General features: G+C 53.5%; 16 protein-coding genes and 1 pseudogene. 16 read left to right on the top strand and 1 reads right to left on the bottom strand.

All coding sequences use genetic code 11. The features are described from left to right. Positions 1-6 precede the first annotated feature (6 nt). The 4 genes and pseudogenes from QT231_RS16175 to QT231_RS16160 all read left to right on the top strand — a co-directional run bounded on the left by QT231_RS16175 (position 7) and on the right by QT231_RS16160 (position 4,582). On the top strand, positions 7-2,457 hold the full coding sequence (locus QT231_RS16175) for a hypothetical protein (RefSeq protein WP_308337882.1): 2,451 nt from the start codon (positions 7-9) through the stop codon (positions 2,455-2,457). A gap of 158 nt (positions 2,458-2,615) precedes the next feature. Beyond that, a complete protein-coding gene (locus QT231_RS16170) occupies positions 2,616-2,891 on the top strand; it encodes a hypothetical protein (protein ID WP_308337881.1) in 276 nt (91 codons plus the stop codon). Next, positions 2,839-3,201: pseudogene (locus QT231_RS16165) on the top strand (GTP cyclohydrolase, FolE2/MptA family); the annotation flags it as partial. The gene QT231_RS16170 and the pseudogene QT231_RS16165, both read left to right, overlap by 53 nt. Positions 3,202-3,307: 106 nt before the next feature. Then, positions 3,308-4,582: an aminotransferase class I/II-fold pyridoxal phosphate-dependent enzyme gene (locus QT231_RS16160; protein ID WP_308337880.1), complete on the top strand. Its 1,275-nt coding sequence runs from the start codon at positions 3,308-3,310 to the stop codon at positions 4,580-4,582. Between the two features lie 86 nt (positions 4,583-4,668). Here QT231_RS16160 and speB read toward each other — a convergent pair whose 3' ends face one another. Further along, positions 4,669-5,571: an agmatinase gene (gene speB, locus QT231_RS16155; RefSeq protein WP_064235495.1), complete on the bottom strand. Its 903-nt coding sequence runs from the start codon at positions 5,569-5,571 to the stop codon at positions 4,669-4,671. Positions 5,572-5,725: 154 nt separating this feature from the next. Between speB and QT231_RS16150 the strand changes: the two genes are divergently transcribed. From QT231_RS16150 to QT231_RS16095, 12 genes are all read left to right on the top strand, one after another. Beyond that, the gene (locus QT231_RS16150) at positions 5,726-6,679 is read left to right on the top strand and encodes a LysR family transcriptional regulator (RefSeq protein WP_064235494.1); all 954 of its coding nucleotides are present in this window, start codon (positions 5,726-5,728) and stop codon (positions 6,677-6,679) included. A gap of 154 nt (positions 6,680-6,833) precedes the next feature. After that, positions 6,834-7,739 carry a LysR substrate-binding domain-containing protein gene (locus QT231_RS16145; protein WP_064235493.1) on the top strand — a complete coding sequence of 302 codons (906 nt, stop codon included), beginning with the start codon at positions 6,834-6,836 and terminating at the stop codon, positions 7,737-7,739. Between the two features lie 163 nt (positions 7,740-7,902). After that, positions 7,903-9,249: an NAD(P)H-dependent oxidoreductase gene (locus QT231_RS16140; RefSeq protein WP_064235492.1), complete on the top strand. Its 1,347-nt coding sequence runs from the start codon at positions 7,903-7,905 to the stop codon at positions 9,247-9,249. Between the two features lie 12 nt (positions 9,250-9,261). After that, positions 9,262-9,570 carry a putative quinol monooxygenase gene (locus QT231_RS16135; protein ID WP_064235491.1) on the top strand — a complete coding sequence of 103 codons (309 nt, stop codon included), beginning with the start codon at positions 9,262-9,264 and terminating at the stop codon, positions 9,568-9,570. A gap of 10 nt (positions 9,571-9,580) precedes the next feature. Next, positions 9,581-10,486, top strand: a complete 906-nt coding sequence (locus tag QT231_RS16130; RefSeq protein ID WP_064235490.1) for an NAD(P)-dependent oxidoreductase — start codon at positions 9,581-9,583, stop codon at positions 10,484-10,486. A gap of 49 nt (positions 10,487-10,535) precedes the next feature. Next, positions 10,536-11,552: a DctP family TRAP transporter solute-binding subunit gene (locus tag QT231_RS16125; protein ID WP_082906712.1), complete on the top strand. Its 1,017-nt coding sequence runs from the start codon at positions 10,536-10,538 to the stop codon at positions 11,550-11,552. A 76-nt stretch (positions 11,553-11,628) separates the two neighbouring features. Continuing rightward, the gene (locus QT231_RS16120) at positions 11,629-12,129 is read left to right on the top strand and encodes a TRAP transporter small permease (protein ID WP_308337879.1); all 501 of its coding nucleotides are present in this window, start codon (positions 11,629-11,631) and stop codon (positions 12,127-12,129) included. Further along, positions 12,126-13,403: a TRAP transporter large permease gene (locus QT231_RS16115; protein ID WP_308337878.1), complete on the top strand. Its 1,278-nt coding sequence runs from the start codon at positions 12,126-12,128 to the stop codon at positions 13,401-13,403. The genes QT231_RS16120 and QT231_RS16115 overlap by 4 nt, the downstream gene beginning before the upstream one ends. 320 nt (positions 13,404-13,723) lie before the next feature. Then, positions 13,724-15,295: a Re/Si-specific NAD(P)(+) transhydrogenase subunit alpha gene (locus tag QT231_RS16110; protein ID WP_308337877.1), complete on the top strand. Its 1,572-nt coding sequence runs from the start codon at positions 13,724-13,726 to the stop codon at positions 15,293-15,295. A 16-nt stretch (positions 15,296-15,311) separates the two neighbouring features. Next, a complete protein-coding gene (locus QT231_RS16105) occupies positions 15,312-16,754 on the top strand; it encodes an NAD(P)(+) transhydrogenase (Re/Si-specific) subunit beta (RefSeq protein ID WP_308337876.1) in 1,443 nt (480 codons plus the stop codon). Positions 16,755-16,930: 176 nt separating this feature from the next. Further along, positions 16,931-18,697: an ABC transporter transmembrane domain-containing protein gene (locus QT231_RS16100; protein ID WP_308337875.1), complete on the top strand. Its 1,767-nt coding sequence runs from the start codon at positions 16,931-16,933 to the stop codon at positions 18,695-18,697. Between the two features lie 28 nt (positions 18,698-18,725). After that, entirely contained in the window at positions 18,726-19,724 is a 999-nt protein-coding gene (locus QT231_RS16095) for an aldo/keto reductase (RefSeq protein WP_308337874.1), read from the top strand. Positions 19,725-19,737: the final 13 nt, after the last annotated feature.

Raw genomic sequence — 19,737 nt, 5'->3', positions numbered from 1 at the left:
AGTATTATGTTCATTAACACACATATCCTTTCAGAACCGCTTCTTTATGATTTTCTACGTGGACATTTACCTTCATTACTAAGCAGTTATGGCAAACTTGATCTCGATCGTATCAAGCAAATTACCTATGCAAGTTGGCACCAACGCCATCCGCAGCAAATCGATCAAACTTTCCATAGTCATTGGCAGAACCTGCAAGAACGGATGAAGCAACACGGATCACTGACACTTGCGCTTCTAGATCAAGTGGCACGGTATCACCTTGATGGTGACGATTCTCGGCGAATTGCGATTAAAATGTCTCGCTTTGATGCGTGGCAAAATTGGCTCGCCAATCAGTCAGGCCTACCTGTTATCGCTTATCAAGCGGTAAAGATTCTTCCAATAGAAAGTCGCCCTTTTGCTTCGTTCCAACAACGTGACTGGCTTAAATCTCGACTAGGTTATCGCAGCTTGATTTGCCCCTATCGCCCAATGATCGAAGACTATATCCAACGCAATGGACTGAATGAAAGCCATATGCACCTCAATGGTACTACCACTCTTGAGGCCATGTGGCATTTTTCACTATGTCATCCTGACCCCATTTTGCTGGATTTAGAAGCCGAATTTGAAAAGCAGCCTCGTGTGAAATTGCTTTATGTAGCAACGCCACCACTGACTCATCCTAAGCATTATCAACAATTACTCAAACTTGCTCGCGAACTGCGTCAGATGTTACTCGCGTGGACACAGAATCATTCACAATTACATCAATATCTTCATCGAGTACACCAAACACTTGATCCACTCGTGAATCAAGAGACACAGGATGAAGAAGAGCAAGTTGTAAGTGGCTTCCAAATTGAAAAGGAATACTTCGGTGAGCCGGATCAATGGACACATATAACAGAGCTGAGTTTGCATGTTGATATCATCAAAAAGCTCAATAACACTCCATCTCAGAAAATGGATATTAGCTATTTACTTTACCTACTTTGTTTAAATTGTTTTCAGCGCTTACTAGTACAGCGTGATGATCAATACGGCTTTGATCAGTTCCAGAAGTTTGCTGATGATGGTATTCGTGAACTCTATGAAAAAGACTATCAAAATCGCTTTTACCAATTGCATGGTCCCAACGCCACTGGCGATGCAGATCTATACTCTTTAGAAGGACGCTTTGCGCCCAAGAAAACGACAGAAAAGAATAAAGCGCTCATCGAGAGTATCTTGCGCGGCTTTCTTCACTACCACGATAATAAGCCAGCTCATGAGCACTATGCCGACCTAAATGAGTTAGCGAAACAAGCCTATCAGAAAAAAAGGCCTGCTTTACGATTAGTAGCACACTTTATTAAGAAGCCTTGGTTAATTGAAAAACGCCCTCATTTTGGTGAGTTACGTGAAACGCTCTTGCAAGATGGGGAAAAACTATTAGAGGTAATCCGAGAATTTCCAGAATTACGTAAGATTATCACTGGGATTGATGCAGCAGCTAATGAATTAGAAGCGCCACCCGAAGTTTTTGCGGTGCTATTTCGACATTGTAGGCGCCAAAGAATTGAACACTTCACCTATCATGTAGGAGAAGATTTTGAGCATCTCCTAAGCGGTATAAGAGCTATTTATGAAGCAGTACAATTTTTAGATTTGCGTAATGGTGACCGTCTTGGTCATGCCACTGCCATTGGAATAAATCCACAAATTTGGTTAGATAAAATGCCAGAATCTTTATTCATTGCTCGTGGCCAGTGGTTAGAAAACTTACTTTTTTTACGGCAGATTGCACTTAAGCAACCTCAGTTGTCTCCATCTATTTCCTTAGCTCACATTGAGGCACATACTCACCAATTAGCGCATAAAATATTCAATCACTCTATTGATATAAATACATTACAGCAGTTTTTCTCTCATCGAGATCTTGATCCACAGCTCATTCGACAAGTCAGAGAGCATCAAAATGAATCATATTTATTTATGCGAAGCGAGGAATATAAAAGGATTAAGAAAATTCCAGAGCCAAGAAAAGGAGTATACGATTGTTTATACCAGCGCTGGTTTGATCCAGAAGTTATTGGACGATATGAACACAAGCAAGAAATTTCTCTTACAGAAACTACTAATGAGCTCTTGCTAACTGCACAGCAGTATGTTCAGCAGTTAGTCGTTAAAAGACATGTTATCATTGAGACCTTACCCACCAGCAATCTACGGATTAGTCATTATCAACATATTCGTGATCACCATATTTTCCGCTGGCTAGGCATAAAAGATCGAGTATTTGAAGGCGATAGTACAATGGTGGTTGTACTAGGCTCCGATGATCCTGGAATTTTTGCGACAGATATGCGAAATGAATTTTATCACTTGTTCTCAACATTAATTACCCATTTTAATTACTCCGAAGAACTTGCTCTGGAAACAGTTGCAAAGCTCAATGAAAACGGGCGTATCTATCAATTTAATTCTTTGTAACTACTCAAGTAGAGCCAATCAACTGGCCAAGCTAAATCCGGCGGCAGAGCAATGGCAGGTGATTAACAGCGAACTTTCGGCGGATCTGCTGGTGGGGGCATGGTGGCGACACCAAGGGCTTTCAGGGGGAGCGGTGGCTCAAAGCAGGCAGCTACGCTTTGCACCAGACCGATACTCGTCCAGCCGATTTTTCTGCTCCGCTGAAAAATTCACCATTGAGCCCACATCAGCCTGATACGCTTGCCCATCACGGCGCTAATATTAATGATTTCTGTTTTAGTGTCAGCGAGCTTATTGAGCCTGATGCCCTGGAGGATTGGCTGGATATTTGGATGTCATTAATGGGCGACAAGATGCTGCGTATTAAAGCTATTGTGCACGGCAGTGGCTGCGTGGTTGGGAAGCGAAGAGGGCATCCTGGCGACGCCCCATAGCCAGCGCAGCTTTGTGGAGTGTAGGTTACGCTTAGCTGAGGACGATAACGCAGAGCTCCCCATTGAGCGTTCGATTGATCGTATCGAACAAACCCTCGGTACGGCGCTGCAAACCGCCGTTAAACGCATCGATGAGCAGGCCTTTGCCCTTGCTAACGGCCAGAACTTGATGTTCTGTGAAGATGCGGCAAGGCGGCTGGATAAAGCCCTGCGGCAAGCACCGGGCGTAACCGGGTTTCAGCTCAAGGTGGTGCACGCCGAGAGCCTTCACGCCCATGACGCGGTGGCGCGGAGTGAGTGGAATTGGTGAACATGTTGGGGTCGCTTGTTACTAGACTCTAAACGATTATTGGCCTTCCGAGCGGCGCTTGTTTAGGATCAATAACGAACTCAATAAAAACTAGCGAGCCGCCCTCATGAAGCCAGAAACCATTGCCCTCCACCATGGCTATTCGCCTGATTCACAAAACGCCGTGGCGGTACCGATTCATCAAACCACGTCGTTTTCCTTCGATAACGCGCAGCACGCGGCGGATCTGTTTGATCTTAAAGTGGAAGGAAACATCTACTCGCGCATTATGAACCCCACCTGCGCTGTGTTGGAGCAGCGGGTAGCCGCGCTGGAAGGCGGTATCGCCGGGCTAGCGGTGGCGTCGGGGATGGCAGCGATCACCTATGCGATCCAGACTATTGCTGAAGCGGGCGATAACATCGTCTCGATCAGCGAGCTGTATGGCGGCACCTACAATCTGTTTGCCCACACCTTGCCACGCCAAGGCATCCAGGTACGCTTTGCCGATAAAGACGATATTGACGGCATCGAAGCGCTGATCGATGAACGAACCAAGGCGGTTTTCTGCGAAAGTATTGGCAACCCCTCGGGGGGAGTGGTCGATCTGGCGAAGCTCGCCGAGGCGGCCCATCGTCATGGGGTGCCGGTGATTGTCGATAACACCACTGCGACGCCGTTCTTGTGTCGGCCGATTGAGCATGGGGCGGATATTGTCATCCACTCCGCGACAAAATATATCGGCGGCCACGGCACCACGGTGGGCGGTGTGATTGTGGATTCGGGCACTTTTCCCTGGGCCGCAAACGCCAACCGTTTTCCGCTACTTAATGAGCCTGATGTTTCCTATCACGGCGTGAGTTATACCCGCGATGTAGGCGATGCGGCCTTTATTGCCCGTGCTCGGGTGGTGCCACTGCGCAATATGGGCGCGGCGCTGTCTGCCCAGGCAGCCTGGAACCTGCTTCAAGGGCTGGAAACACTGTCACTGCGCATCGAACGTATCTGCGCCAACGCCTTAGCCGTTGCCAATCACTTGGAAAGCCATCCGTTGGTCACCTGGGTGCAGTATGCAGGCTTGGAAAACCACCCCGATCACGCGCTGGCCAAGCGTTACATGAACGGCCACGCCTCGGGGATTCTTAGCTTTGGTATTGAAGGTGGCCAGGCCGCCGGCGAGCGCTTCTACGATGCGCTGGCGCTGATTCTTCGCCTGGTGAATATCGGCGATGCCAAAAGCTGCTCCTCCATTCCCGCCTCAACCACACACCGCCAGCTCAACGAGCAGGAGCTGAAAGCCGCGGGTGTTACGCGGGATATGGTTCGCCTGTCGATCGGCATTGAGCATATCGACGACCTGCTGGCAGATATTGATCAAGCGCTGGCGGCTTCTCAAGGGTAGTTCTTTTGCTTTTCCCGCCGCCTTATTGCTATGAATGCAACGGCGGCGGGGCTTCTGACACTAATGGTGCGTTAAGCGTTTAGCCATCAAACGCTTTTAGACGCCGCCAACGTATACAAAAACTCCAGCCCTAACGTCGCGGCGGCAAGCGAAGTAATGTCGCCGTGATCATAGGCGGGGTTTACTTCCACCACGTCCATGCCGACCAATTCCATACCCACCATGCCACGGATGACTTTTAGCATTAGGTCTGTCGACATGCCACCGCAGACCGGTGTGCCGGTGCCAGGAGCGTAGGCGGGGTCGAGGCCGTCAATATCCAGGCTCACGTAAGCTGGGTGGTAGCCTACTTTGGCGCGAATGCGCTCCAGCACGGCTTTCGGCCCATGATCGTTTACCCAGTCCGCATCCAGTACCTCGTAAGGGTGGTTGTGGCGGTCGTAGCTGGTGCGGATACCAATTTGCAGCGAGTGCTCAGGCACTACCAGCCCCTCTTTAAGGGCGTGGTGGAAAATCGTGCCATGGTCAAAGCGTGTGCCTTGCTCGTAGGTGTCGGTGTGGGCATCAAAGTGGATTAATGCTAGCGGGCCATGCTCACGGGCGTGGGCACGCAGCAGCGGTAGCGAAATATAGTGATCACCGCCCAGCGTAAGCATCTTTTTGCCCGCTTTTAACCAGCGGCCAGCATGGCTTTCCAGGTTGTCGACCAGGCTTTCAGGTTCGCCATAGGCGTAATCAACGTTGCCTGCATCGCATACTTTGAGGCGATCTTCTAAGGCAAAGTCCCATGGCCAGCGTTTACCTTCCCAGATCAGGTTGGCGGTACTCTGACGAATAGCATTCGGCCCCATGCGGGTGCCCGCACGGCCAGAGCAAGCCAGGTCGAAGGGTACGCCACTCACCACAACGTCGGCGTCGCTTGCCTTGGGATCCGTTGCTTTCTCTACGCCCATAAAGGTAGAGATCATATCGCCATACAGGCTGGGCATAGTTTGAGACAGTGGGTGGGTCACCGGTGTGCTTCTCCTTTCGTGCTGAATGATCGCTGATGGGCGAATAAGCGGCAGACAATAAGCAATTTCTGGTGATAAATTAAATGAATGTTTAGAATTTAATCATTCGTGATATGAATAATGAGAAACCATGCGCTCGCTACGCCATTTCGACCTGAATTTGCTGCTGGTATTTGAAGCGCTGATGCACGAGCGCCACGTTACACGCGCGGCAGAAAAGCTGCATTTAAGCCAACCCGCCTTGAGCCATGCCTTAAAACGACTGCGTGAAGCGCTGGATGACCCACTGCTGGTGCGCACCGAAAACGGCATGCAGCCAACCCCACGTGCGCTGGCACTTTTGCCCGTCGTACAGCTGGCGCTGGGGCAGCTAAGGGAGGGCCTTGCGCCTCCCGCGATGTTTTTGCCTGCTACTAGCACGCGGCGCTTTACGTTAGCGACCACCGACTACTTTGAAGAGGTCATGTACCCGCTCTTTTTAAGCCAGCTGTTGGCCTATGCGCCGGGCATTAGCTTCTCTATTGAGCTGATTACTCCGGATGTGCTGAGTGAGGGGCTGAAGCAGCGCCAAATCGACATGGTGGTAGGGTTGGATAGCCAACGCGAGCTGCCTAGCGGCGTGATTCAGACCCCGTGGATGGATGAGGAGCTAGTCTGCTTAGCCGCTACCCATAATGGCCGCGTCGGCGATGCGCTGGATATTGCCCAGTTTGCTCAAGCGCTCCATGTGGAGCTGGCTGATATCAGTGGACTGCGCCCCAGCAATATTGAAAGCTGCTTGACTCAGCACGGCTTATCCCGCCGGGTCATCTCTAAAAACCTCAACTATATCGCCGCGGCTAGGGTAGTCGCGCTAACCGAGGCGATCATGACGCTGCCACGCCAAATGGCTGAGCGTTTCGTTGCGATGCTACCGGTACGCTTGGTAGAGCCGCCTAAAGAGCTACCAGTGCTGAAAATGACCCTGATTCAGCATGGGCTGTATGCCAATGATCCTGCAGTGGTTTGGTTATACCAGCAACTCATGGCGTTTGCGCAAGCGTTTAGTGACCCCGTTAATAACAGCTGTAATGCGGGGAGTTGAATACTCTTGGGTCATTGGTAAAGGGGCATGAGGGCGTGGGATTAGCCGTTTATGGCGTTGTAGCCATGCTATTAATTCAGTGCTGGATTTAGGGAAAATCTTTAATATTAGTATCTTGAGTGAATAATAATTATATTTAATAGTGGTGGTGCCAATGATTCCTTTTCGTAACATTGCCGTTTTCTTCCATGTGGCGAGGATCCAAAGCGTTACCGGCGCGGCGGAGCACCTCAATATCACCTCCTCTGCTGTCAGCCAACAGCTTCGGTCTTTAGAAGAACACCTTGGCACAACCCTCGTCGTAAAGTCTGGGCGTGCCTTACGACTCACTGAAGCAGGCGAGCATTACTTTGATTTAATTTCAGAAGATATCGAGCACATCATTAAGGTCACCGACCAAATCAAAGGCACTAAAACACTGACCCGTATTAACATCCGTGCCACCCCAACTATCGCCACCAAGTGGCTGCTTCCACGTCTCAGTGAATTCCTCTCTTTTCATCCAGATTTGGAGGTCAGACTTGATGGCTCAAATGAACCTACCGACTTTAGTCGGGAAAGGGTGGATATCGAAATTCGCCATGGCACTGGCCGTTGGCCTGGTCTTTATGTTCAGCCTCTGATTACAGAGCACTTTTTACCGGTATGTTCTCCTACGCTTGCCCTGCCTAACTCGTTATCGCCAAACGACTTCAAGGACTATCGTCTCATTCACTCGGTCAAGGCACAGGTTCAGTGGCGCCATTGGTTCGCTTCCATTGGCAGTAAAAGGGACGTCTTCTCAGGGGGACTTTATTTTGATCGATCTCATATGTCAGTGGACGCAGCGGCCCTTGGCTTGGGTATTGCTCTTGAAAGCAATCTGATGATGGAAAGTGAATTAACGACGGGTCAGTTAATCATCCCATCGACAGTGACGCCAAAAATGCCGGTATGTACGCAGTGGATCGTGTGCCCCAACCAAAGCCTTCGCCTTCCTCACGTCAGACGCTTTGTAGAATGGATACAGGATAAAGCCAGTCAATGGAGCGATCAGAACGACGCTCAACTCTTTAGTTAATCTTAATTATCGCCAAGAAAAAGTAAATTTTCCTAAGGATGGAATGCTCCTACCTTCAATAGTGTTAGTGCTAACAACGAATCGCCACTGCTAATAATTTTAACTAACGCTTGTATTGCTCGGTACTGCCATTCGGTATCGTCAATCCTTAGGAGAAAGCCATATGAATTTATCGTCCATGCTCGCTGACCATCATGCCCAGGGGAAATCAATTCGCGTAGGGCTGATTGGCGCGGGAAAATTTGGTTCCATGGTGCTGGCGCAAGCAAGAAAAATTCCTGGCTATCATATTGTTGCTGTTGCAGATATTGATACCCAGAAAGCTAGAGAGTCGTTCCAGCGTACGGGGTGGGAAGAGAATGAGTATTCCGCGACGTCAATGGGCGATGCCATTACCAGCGGAAAGACCTTCATCACACCCGATGCCCGTGACATGTGTGAGTTTGAAGATATTGACTGCATCATAGAGGCGACTGGCCATCCCATTGCGGGTGTTCGTCATGCCCTGATGGCGATCGATAATAGCAAACACGTCATTATGGTAAACGTGGAAGCCGACGTTATGTGCGGCCCGATTTTAGCCCAAAAGGCCCGTGCCAAGGGTGTGGTCTATTCCATGGCTTATGGCGATCAGCCAGCTGCCATTTGTGAATTGGTTGATTGGGTGCATTCCTGCGGTTTCGAGCTCACCTCGGCTGGCAAGGGCATGAATTTCGAACCCCGTTATCGCTATTCCACCCCCGATACTGTTTGGGGGTACTTCGGCTGGAGTGAGGAGAAAGTAGCCGAAGGGGACTTTAATCCCAAAATGTACAACTCGTTTACCGACGGCACCAAAGCAGCCATCGAAATGGCGGCGGTAGCCAATGGAACCGGCCTTGATTGCCCTGACGATGGTTTGGCGTTCTATCCGTCTGGACTTCACGATCTTGCCTCGGTCTTCAAGCCCCAAAGTGAAGGCGGACGCTTGCCGCGATCGGGTCTTGTCGATATAGCGGCGAGCCAGGAGCCGGATGGCCGTGAAGTCTTGAACAATATCCGTTTTGGCATGTTTGTCACCTTCAAGGCGCCCGATGTCTATACCCGGGATTGCTTTGATCAGTATGGACTACTGACTGACAAATCGGGCTGGTACGCCTCTATGTGGCGGCCTTTCCACCTGATTGGCCTAGAGACGTCAGTGAGTGTTCTTTCGGCCTACTTCCGTGGCGAGCCTACTGGCAGTTCAAAATTCTATCGCGCTGATGCCGTAGCCACGGCCAAGAAGGATCTTGCCGCTGGGGAGATGCTCGATGGTGAGGGTGGGTACGCCGTGTGGGCCAAGGCCATTCCCGCTTCACTTAGTATGCAACTGGATGCGCTGCCCATTGGTCTCGCCCATAACGTCAAGCTTAAGAATCCGGTCAAAAAAGACCAGGTGGTACGCATGTCCGATGTGGAATTGGTCAAGGATCGAGACGTCATCGACATACGGCTCGAACAGCTTCGCACCATGGGCAGTAATGCCTAGGAGGGCGCGGTAATGGCAAGCCAATCTAACTTTGTTGTCATCGCTGAGTTTGAAGTGGCCGCAGCAAACCTTGACGCGTTTCTGGCGGCTGCTAGGCAGGACGCCACTTGTTCGTTAGCCGACGAGCCGGGCTGTCTGCAATTCGATATCAATGTCGATGAGTCATCGCCAAGCTCAAACGTGGTGTTCTACGAGGTATATCGCTCCAAAGAGGCCTTCGACGCACATCTAGAAACGCCCCACTTGGCGGCTTTCCGGGACTCACTTACCTTGGTCGAGCGCGAGCTTTCGGCGCGCTTTCTCACTCGGCGACATGCATAAGGCGGCGAAGATGAGCCAACAAAAAATTGCTGTGCTCGGCACCGGCATCATGGGCCGCCCCATGGCGCGCAACCTATTGCGGGCGGGTTATGTAGTCAGCGTTTGGAACCGCAGTCTTGAAAAGGCAGCTCTGCTGAGCGACGCGGGTGCGCATGTGGCCGCAAGCCCCAGCGAAGCCGTCAAGGGCTGCGATGCTGTCGTGGTCATGGTTAGTTCCGGGCAGGTATGCGAGGAGGTGCTGTTTGACCAGCGAGGGGCCATCCAAGCGATGAACGCAGGGAGCCTGCTTATCGTTATGTCGTCCATTGGTAGAGGGGAGGCCATCAGCATGGCACAGCGCTGCGATGCGCTTGGTCTTCAGTGGTTGGATGCGCCGGTCTCAGGAGGTGAAAAAGGCGCCATCGATGCCAGCCTGTCAATTATGGCGGGGGGAACCCCAGAGGCCTTTGCGTTGGCTGAGGAAATTCTATTGGCCATGGGCCGCCCCGTACATATTGGCCCTGCAGGCACTGGTGCGTTGGCGAAGTTGGTTAACCAACTGACGGTGGCCAGCACTATTTGTGCGGTATCTGAGGCATTGTTACTCGCCGAGGCGGGTGGCGCGGATCCCGCTCGGGTCAGAGAAGCACTGCTAGGAGGTTTCGCCAACTCACGCGTACTCGAACAGCACGGCCAGCGAATGCTGGATGATAATTTCTTACCTGGGGGGCCCGCTAAATACCAGCTCAAAGATACACGAGCGGCCTCTGCAGTGGCACAAGAGCTCGAGCTTGACCTGCCGCTGCTCGCGTTAACCGATCGCCTGTTTGCCGACCTTGTTGAGGCGGGCGGAGGTGAATTAGACCATAGCGCGCTGTATCTAGAAGTGCGGCGTCGCAATGGCTTTTCATCAACGGGCCTTCATAAGGTCAAATAGCAGTCTTCAATAACGAGCTTCAATAACAACAGCGTTAAGGAGTCACACCATGCGTAACAATACTAAATCATACGCGCTCAAATGCGGCTATGCCGTTATGTTCTCACTGACCATCCCCATGATCGCCAGTCAGGCTCAAGCGGCGGTTAACCTCCGCTTAGCAGTACCCGATCCTGCCCAGTCGTCGGTGGGACAAGCGGCCAGTCGATTCGCTGAGCTTGTCGAGCAGAAAACAGACGGCGAGGTCACCTTTCAAGTCTTTCCTGACGGCGTCCTGTTTAGCGGTGATCAGAATGCGGCTATCAATCAACAGGGTTCCGGCGCACTCGACGGTCTTATCTTAGCTAGTTCGGTGTATGCCTCTTTTGAACCTCGTATGAACGCTATCAGCTTGCCCTACCTGTTCAGCGACTATGAGCAGTTCCAGGCTTATCTGAACGGCGAACCAGGGAAGGAGTTGCTTTCATCACTCGATCGGTTGGACATTCATGGGCTTGGCTTTTTCCTGCGCACCTTTCGTAATGTGACCACGCGGGAAACGCCTATCACTACAGCTGAGGACTTTGAAGGCATTACCTTGCGGACGCCCAACAATCCTCTGTTCGTTAGCTTGTTTGAGGCGCTGGGAGCCAATCCGACGCCAATGGCTTTCTCCGAGGTCTATAGTGCGCTCCAGCTTAAGGCCATCGATGGCCAGGAAAATCCGGTTGAGGTTCCCTACAACAATCGTTTCTACGAGGTGCAAGATCACCTCAACCTGACCCAGCACATCGCCGACGCCTTCCTGTTGTCGCTGTCGCAGTCTGCCTGGGAGCGTATCCCAGAGGAATATCGCGACGAGGTTGAACAGGCGGCAAGTGAGATGGCCCACGAGAGAAACACCATTGAGATAGAGCAGGAACAAGCAATCGTCGAGAAGCTCAAAAATGAAGGTATGCAGGTCAATGTGTTTGCCGAGGGTGAGTTAGAGAAGGTTCAAGAAATCGCTAGAGGTGTTTACGGACAATTTAGCGAAAACATTGGCGAAGATTTCATGCAAAAAAGCCTGAATTTCGTCACTGAATGAACCCATCTATCCCAGGTGTCCGGTTTTATTGAACCGCTACAGACACCTGGGATTCATCTTCTAAGGCGAACGGACGATGAAAAAATTTGAATCCTGGGTCTGGCGCCTGCTCGACGCCATGATCTTCGTGACGGTAGTTGGCATGGTGGTGCTTATCACCTTGCAAGTAGGCTCTAGATGGCTGGGAGGTTCTCTGGCCTGGACCGAGGAACTCTCTCGTTTTCTGTTTATATGGACGATTTGGCTAGGTATGGCAGCCGGCTTCCGGCAGGGCCAGCACCCCTCTCTCAACTTTCTATCTGCCATCTCCCCTCCTCGTATACAGCCGCTGCTGCGTATTCTCCAGGCGGTTGCTGCCGCTGCCTTTTTTTCCATTGTCTGCTGGTATGGCGTGAAGCTAGTCCAACAGCAGCTTCGCTTCGGTGAAGTTTCAGCGATTCTCCAACTAGGCATGTGGCTGACGACTGTTCCTCTGGTAATGGGTTCGGCATTGGCCATTTTCGGTGCACTGATGCACGCCCTGGCGCCTATCCAAGACGACCAGCCTGCAACAAAGATGGTGGAGGGTTCTTCATGAGTATCTGGCTGTTGGTCATCTTCGCTACACTTGCATTACTCGGCATTCCTCTTTCGCTGTCCCTAGGGCTGGCCGCCCTGACTACCCTATGGTGGTTCGACCTGCCGATGTCGATGGTTACTCAAGCGATGGCTTCGTCGATCAATTCTTTTCTACTCATCGCAGTGCCCTTATTCATTCTGGCAGGTCAGATCATGGAGCGTGGTGGGCTGTCAGAGCGCATCTTTGATGCTGCAGAAGTAGCGGTGGGTCGATTTCGAGGTGGCCTTGGACACGTAAACATTGCTTCTAGCTTTGTCTTTGGTGGCATTTCTGGCTCATCGGTCGCTGATATCGCAAGCTTAGGGCCTATCTCCATCCGTGCCATGACAACGCGCGGTTATCCGCTACCTTATTCAGCAGCGCTTACGTTAATCACCGCTACTCTGGCAACGCTGGTGCCGCCCTCTATATTAATTATTGTGGCTGCGGCGGCGGCGGGACAATCCGTGGGTGCCGCTCTTGCTGGGGGATTAGGCCCCGGTTTGCTCCTTGCCCTTGCGCTAGCCGCTTACAATGCTTTCGCCGCACGCCGTCATGGCTACGGCACCATGTCAAAATTTAGCTATCGAAAGAGTCTGCGATCTCTACTCAGAGCCGTACCGTCGGTAGGGGCTCCGGTTATCATCCTCACTGGCATGTTCTCCGGCATAGTGACACCTACCGAAGCTGCTGGCTTGGCGGTGATTTATACCTTGCTAGTGGCTATCGTGGTGCATCGAGAAATGGGTTGGCGCGACCTAGTGCCGCTGATTATCCGCGCAGGTCAAACGGCGGGTTCGGTGCTACTCATTCTTATGGTGGCCAATATTGCCACTTATGTGTTCACCGTCGACCTGTTGCCACAAAAGACCACCGGTCTGCTGGGTACCATTGCTTCTTCTCCATTCGCGACGCTACTTTTAATGGGCGTTGTCTTTCTCCTCGTCGGAATGCTGATGGACATCGTCGCCGCCGCGCTGATGCTGATACCGGTTCTGATGCCCGCAGCGGTGAATGCCAACGTTGATCCGCTCCACTTTTTGATCTTTATGGTAGCAAGCCTAGCAGTGGGTTTGGCCTCCCCCCCGGTAGGTACGTGTCTGTTTGCGACTGCGCAAGTCTCCAAAGTGCCAGTCGAGCGGCTAGTCGTCGCAGCGCTACCTTTTTATGCCGTTAATATCGTGATATTGGTGCTTCTTGCCGCTTTCCCATCCATCGTTTTAGCGCCTGCAGCTTGGCTAACCGCCTCATAGCTGGGGCAATTAAATCCATACAGGAACTCATGTGCCCCAGACAGTTGCTGGGGCTTTTTCATTTTGCTAGAAGTATCTGTCGGTATTTTAAAAATCATATATCAACAGACGCTAGGCTGCAGATCAGCCCATGTTGTAGTTAAACAACCCAGTTGAATCAAAGGTTGAATAGTATCTGGCGGCCGCCCCGTTAGATCCTAGACTGCTAAAAGATGGTATGACTAACGTCGAAATGGGCAGTGCCCAATCTCTGTGTGGTGGCGCTGTGGGAAGGTAACAGCAGCAGGAAACAACGCAGAAAACAACAAAGGAGAACGCGAGTGAAAATAGGTGCACCGAAAGAGAGTGCCCGGGGGGAAGCGCGTGTCGCGCTAACCCCCGAGAGCGCTAAACAGATCCAGAAGCTGGGCCACGAGTGCTTGGTAGAAAGCGGCGCAGGCTTGGCGGCGGGCTTTAATGACGACACTTATCGTGAGGCGGGCGTTACCGTGGTCGAAGGAGCGGAAGCGCTCTGGAACGACGCTGAGGTGGTCATTAAAGTCCGCGAGCCCTCTGATCAAGAGGTTGAGCGGCTGCACAAAGGCCAAACCCTGATTGCCTTCTTCTGGCCAGCGCAAAATGAAGCGCTGCTGGATAAGTGCAAGGCCCAGGGCGCCACCGTTATCGCGATGGATATGGTGCCGCGTATTTCCCGCGCGCAGAAAATGGACGCGCTCTCCTCCATGGCCAATATCGCCGGCTACCGGGCGGTGATTGAAGCGGGCAATAACTTTGGCCGCTTCTTTACCGGCCAGGTTACCGCTGCGGGTAAAGTGCCCCCCGCCAAGGTGCTGGTGATCGGTGCAGGGGTGGCGGGCTTGGCGGCGATCGGCACCGCCACGAGCTTGGGCGCCGTGGTGCGCGCCTTTGACGTACGCCCTGAGGTTTCTGAGCAGATCGAGTCCATGGGCGCTGAATTCCTGTTCCTCGATTTCGAAGATAGCCAGGACGGTTCCGAAAGCGGTGGTTACGCCTCGCCCTCAAGCCCAGAGTTCCGTGAGAAACAGCTGGAGTGCTTCCGCGAGCAGGCAGCCGATGTGGATATCGTGATTACCACGGCGCTGATTCCTGGCCGTCCCGCGCCCAAACTGTGGCTGGAAGATATGGTTGCGGCGATGAAACCGGGTTCGGTGGTTATCGATTTGGCGGCCGAGAAGGGCGGCAACTGCGATCTCACTAAGCCCGATGAGCGGGTGGTATCGGATAACGGCGTTGTGGTGGTTGGCTACACTGACTTCCCTTCGCGTATGGCCACCCAGTCATCGCTGCTCTACGCCACCAATATCCGCCATATGCTGACCGACCTAACGCCTGAGAAAGAGGGCGTGATCAATCACAATATGGAAGACGATGTGATTCGGGGCGCCACGGTAACCCACCAAGGCGAAATCACCTTCCCGCCGCCTCCGCCCAAAGTTAAAGCGATTGCGGCCGCTAAGCCGAAGAAGAAAGAGAAAGCGCCTACGCCAGAGGAGAAAAAAGCCGCTGAGCTAGCCACCTTTAAAGCGCAAACCAAACGTCAAGTGGGGTTGTTGGCTGTCGGTGGCGCACTAATGCTGCTGTTGGGCCAGGTGGCCCCGGTGTCGTTTATGCAGCACTTTATCGTCTTTGTACTGGCCTGCTTTATTGGCTTCCAGGTGATTTGGAACGTCAGCCACTCGCTGCATACACCGCTGATGGCGGTGACTAACGCGATTTCGGGCATCATTATTTTGGGGGCGATTCTGCAGATTGGCTCCGGCAGCGCTGTGGTAGGCGTGCTGGCGGCGATCTCGGTGCTTATCGCGTCAATCAATATCGTGGGTGGCTTCCTGGTGACACGCCGGATGCTGGCCATGTTCCAAAAATCCTAAGCGGCGGAGAGACGATATGTTAGGTCAAGGATTCGTATCTGCCGCGGCGATCGCGGCAAGTGTGCTGTTTATTCTGTCGCTGGGCGGCTTGAGTAACCAGGAAAAAGCCAAACGGGCCGTGTGGTACGGCATTGTGGGTATGGCGTTGGCTGTTTGTTTTACCGCTTTAGGGCCGGGTATTGGCGGCTACTGGTGGTTAATTCCGATGATGGTGATTGGTGCTGGCATCGGCGTCTATGTGGCGGGCAAGGTTGAGATGACCGAAATGCCGCAACTCGTGGCAGCGCTGCACAGTTTTGTCGGCTTGGCCGCGGTGTTTGTCGCCTGGAGCGCAGATTTAGAGCGCCGCCGGGTACTGGCGGCACAAGCGGCCGATGGCGTTATGCAGGAGTTTTCCGCGTTTGCCGCACTGGTCGCCACCAAGGCGCCTGACGAGCTCACCTTTCTGCAGATTGAAGTCGTGTTCGCTATCTTTATCGGTGCAGTGACCTTTACTGGTTCGGTGGTGGCGTTCGGTAAGCTGGCGGGCAAAGTGGATGGCAAGCCGCGCCAACTGCCCGGTGGGCATATGCTTAACGCCGGAGCGGCGGTGCTTTCACTAGTGTTGGCGATTCTCTACCTGAACGGTGCAGGCTTCTGGACGTTGATCGTGCTCGCAGCGCTGTCGTTGTTTATCGGTTACCACCTGATCATGGGCATTGGTGGGGCGGATATGCCCGTGGTGGTGTCAATGCTCAACAGCTACTCCGGCTGGGCGGCGGCGGCCATCGGCTTCACACTTTCCAACGACCTGCTGATTGTGACCGGTGCACTGGTGGGCTCATCCGGTGCGATTCTCTCTTACATCATGTGTAAGGCGATGAACCGCAACTTTGTTAACGTGATTCTGGGTGGCTTTGGCGGACGCTCTGGGCCCGCAGCGGAAATTGAGGGCGAGCAGGTCGCGATTGATGCTGGCGGTGTGGCAAGCGCGCTGAACGATGCTGATAGCGTGATTATCGTGCCGGGTTACGGTATGGCGGTGGCCCAGGCGCAAACCGCAGTGAGCGATTTGGTACGCAAGCTGCGTGCTTCGGGTAAAACCGTGCGTTTTGCGATTCACCCGGTAGCCGGGCGCTTACCTGGGCATATGAACGTGCTGCTGGCGGAAGCCAAAGTGCCTTACGACATCGTGCTGGAAATGGACGAAATCAACGACGACTTCCCTACAACCGATGTGGTGATTGTGATTGGCTCCAACGATATCGTTAACCCCGCTGCCGAAGAGGATCCCAATAGCCCCATCGCCGGTATGCCGGTGTTGAAGGTTTGGGAGGCCAAACAGGTGTTTGTCAGCAAGCGCGGCCAGGGTACCGGTTACTCCGGTATCGAGAACCCGCTGTTCTTCAAAGACAACACGCGCATGTTCTACGGCGATGCCCGGGATAGCTTGAATACGCTGCTGCCGTTAATTGATTAGGCTAGGCAACTAGCGACCTATGCAACCTAGCAAAAAGCTAAATATCAAGAGTGATTAAGTACTGAGCCCGCGATTATTCGCGGGCTTTTTTGTCGCGGCTTATACATCCCTGGCTGCATGCTTTAAGTACTCCTGCTATGGTCAGCTACTGCCTCTTTTATTGAGCACTTTCTGCTATGAATCAACGCCCCAATCCCCGTGTGCTGCTACGCCTGCTGGGTCTACTGCGCCCCTACCGCAGTCGTTTAGCGCTTGCTGGCCTGGCACTACTATTGGCCTCTGGAAGCGTGCTGCTGCTGGGCAACGGACTGCGCTTGGTCATCGACCGCGGATTTTTGGCGGCGGATGAGCAAGCGCTGGCGCAAATGCTGGGTTTGATGCTGGTAGTGGTCACGGTGCTGGCGCTGGCCTCCGCGTTGCGCTACTACCAGGTCACCTGGATTGGCGAGCGCTTGGCTGCTGACCTGCGCCAGCGCGTGTTCGACCACTTATTAACACTGGAACCGAGCTTTTTTGAAAGCGCCAGCGACGGTCGCGCGGCCGGGGAAATCGCTTCTCGGCTAACCGCGGACACTAGCGTCTTACAGAGCCTGTTTGGCTCTTCGGTGTCGCTGGCGCTGCGCAACCTGGTCATGCTGGTGGGGGCCGTGGTGCTCATGCTGGTGACTCAGCCATGGCTCTCGGCGATGGTGCTGATTGGTATCCCCGCGACCCTTCTGCCCATCGTATGGTATGGCCGACGGGTGCGGCGGCTCTCCCGCACCAGCCAGGATCGCGTAGCGGAGCTTGGCCGCTATGCCGAAGAGGCGCTAAGCGGTATTAAAACGATTCAAGCATTTACCCATGAGGCGGTGGATAAAACCCACTACGGCCAGCGCGTAGAGCAGGCGTTTGGCAGCGCCATCGAGCGCACCCAGCAGCGCGCCTGGCTAACCGGTATTGCCATGCTGGTAGTGTTCACCGCCGTTGGCTTAATGCTCTGGCAGGGCGGCCAAGCCGTCTTGGCGGGTACCATGAGCGCCGGTGAGCTTTCGGCGTTTATTTTCTACGCCGTATTAGCGGCAGGCGCTATAGCGACACTCGCTGAAGTGGCGGGGGATGTGCAGCGCGCGGCGGGTGCAGCGGAGCGCTTATTGGAATTGCTCGATACCCCGCCTGTTATTCACTCGCCCATGGAGCCGTATAGCCTACCGAAACCTTTACGGGGTGAGATTACCCTGGAGAGCGTCAGCTTTACCTACCCTGGCCGGGAAACCGCAGCGCTTGAAGGCTTTGATCTGCATATCCAGTCAGGGGAACGGGTGGCCGTGGTGGGCCCTTCGGGGGCGGGTAAGAGCACGCTGCTCGCACTGTTGCTACGCTTTTATGATCCTATTCAGGGGCGTATCACGCTTGATGGTAGCGATATCCGCAGCTTAGATCTTGCTGCCTTGCGCGGAGCCATGGGGTTGGTGGCCCAAGAGCCTGTGCTGTTTAGCGGCTCGGTGGCCGAAAATCTGCGTTACGGAGATGCTGACGCGGATATCGATAGATTGCGTATTGCCGCCCAGGATGCCAGCGCTCTCGACTTTATTGATGCGCTGCCCCAAGGCTTTGATACGCCCCTCGGCCCCGGTGGCGTGCAGCTTTCTGGTGGCCAGCGTCAAAGGCTGGCTATTGCCAGGGCATTGCTCAAAAATCCCGCGGTGCTATTGCTCGATGAAGCCACCAGCGCCCTGGATGCCGAGAGCGAGCGCCTGGTGCAGCAGGCGTTAGACCGATTGATGGTCGGGCGCACCAGCATTGTGATCGCCCACCGGCTGGCGACAGTTATTGCCGCTGATCGACTGCTGGTGCTTGATGGTGGGAAGCTGGTTGCGGCGGGCACCCACGCCGAATTGATCAACAGCAGCGAACTCTATCGTCATTTAGCCGCGTTGCAGTTTGGCGGCGAAACGTTATAAAACTATTCTTTTAAAGATGGGAATACCGATGTCGACCTTTTTTCAGCGCCTTAACGCCGTCAACGCCCCTTCGATTGGTCTGGGCTGTATGAACCTCTCCCACGGTTACGGCAGCATCGTGCCGGAAAGCGCGGCTCTACGGGCGCTGGATGAGGCCTTCGATATGGGCTATCGCCATTTCGACACCGCTACGCTGTATGGCGCCACGGCCAATGAGAAAGTGGTCGGGCGCGCCCTGGAGGGCAAGCGGCACCAGCTCTTTCTGGCCAGTAAATGCGGTATGGCGATGGATCCTGAATCGGGCAGGCGGGTGATTGACGGCCGCCCGGAAACCCTGCGCAAACAGTGCGAAGCAAGCCTTGATCGCCTGCGCACCGACTATTTGGATCTCTACTACCTGCACCGCTTGGATCGCCAAGTCCCTATTGAAGAGAGCGTGGGGGCGCTGGGGCGTTTAGTGGAAGAGGGCAAGATAGGTGGTGTGGGGCTATCCGAAATATCAGCGATCACGCTGCGCCGCGCGGTGGCAGAGTACCCTATCGCCGCAGTGCAGTCGGAATACTCGCTATGGACGCGTAACCCAGAAATCGCCCTAATTGAGGAGTGCCGCGAAGTGGGAGCTGCCCTGGTCGCGTTTAGCCCCCTGGGTCGAGGCTTTTTAACCGGTGCCATTCAGGATCCGGCGCGTTTAGTAGAGGGCGATATGCGTCGCAATATGCCGCGTTTTAGTGCCGAGAACTACCCCCACAACCTAACGCTATTTGCCCGCCTGGCGGCGTTGGCGCAGGGCTTGAGCGTGACGCCGGGGCAACTGGCACTGGCATGGCTGAAAGCTCAAGGTGAGAATATTATCCCCATTCCCGGTACTCGCTCGCCTGATCATATGCGCGAAAACTTAGCCGCGGAAACGCTGCACCTTGATGCCACTACTTTGTCTCAGTTGAATGCCATGATGACGCCAGACCAAGTGGCAGGCGCACGCTACAGCGAAGCTCAGCAGGCGGATATCGACACGGAAGAATTTTAACCACTGTAGCGCT

Origin of the sequence: Halomonas sp. SpR1, assembly GCF_031010175.1 — a bacterium.
In the GTDB taxonomy this organism is placed as follows: domain Bacteria; phylum Pseudomonadota; class Gammaproteobacteria; order Pseudomonadales; family Halomonadaceae; genus Vreelandella.
The sequence above is the reverse complement of the archived record's forward strand: the minus strand, read 5'-3'. Positions and strand labels throughout refer to the sequence as shown.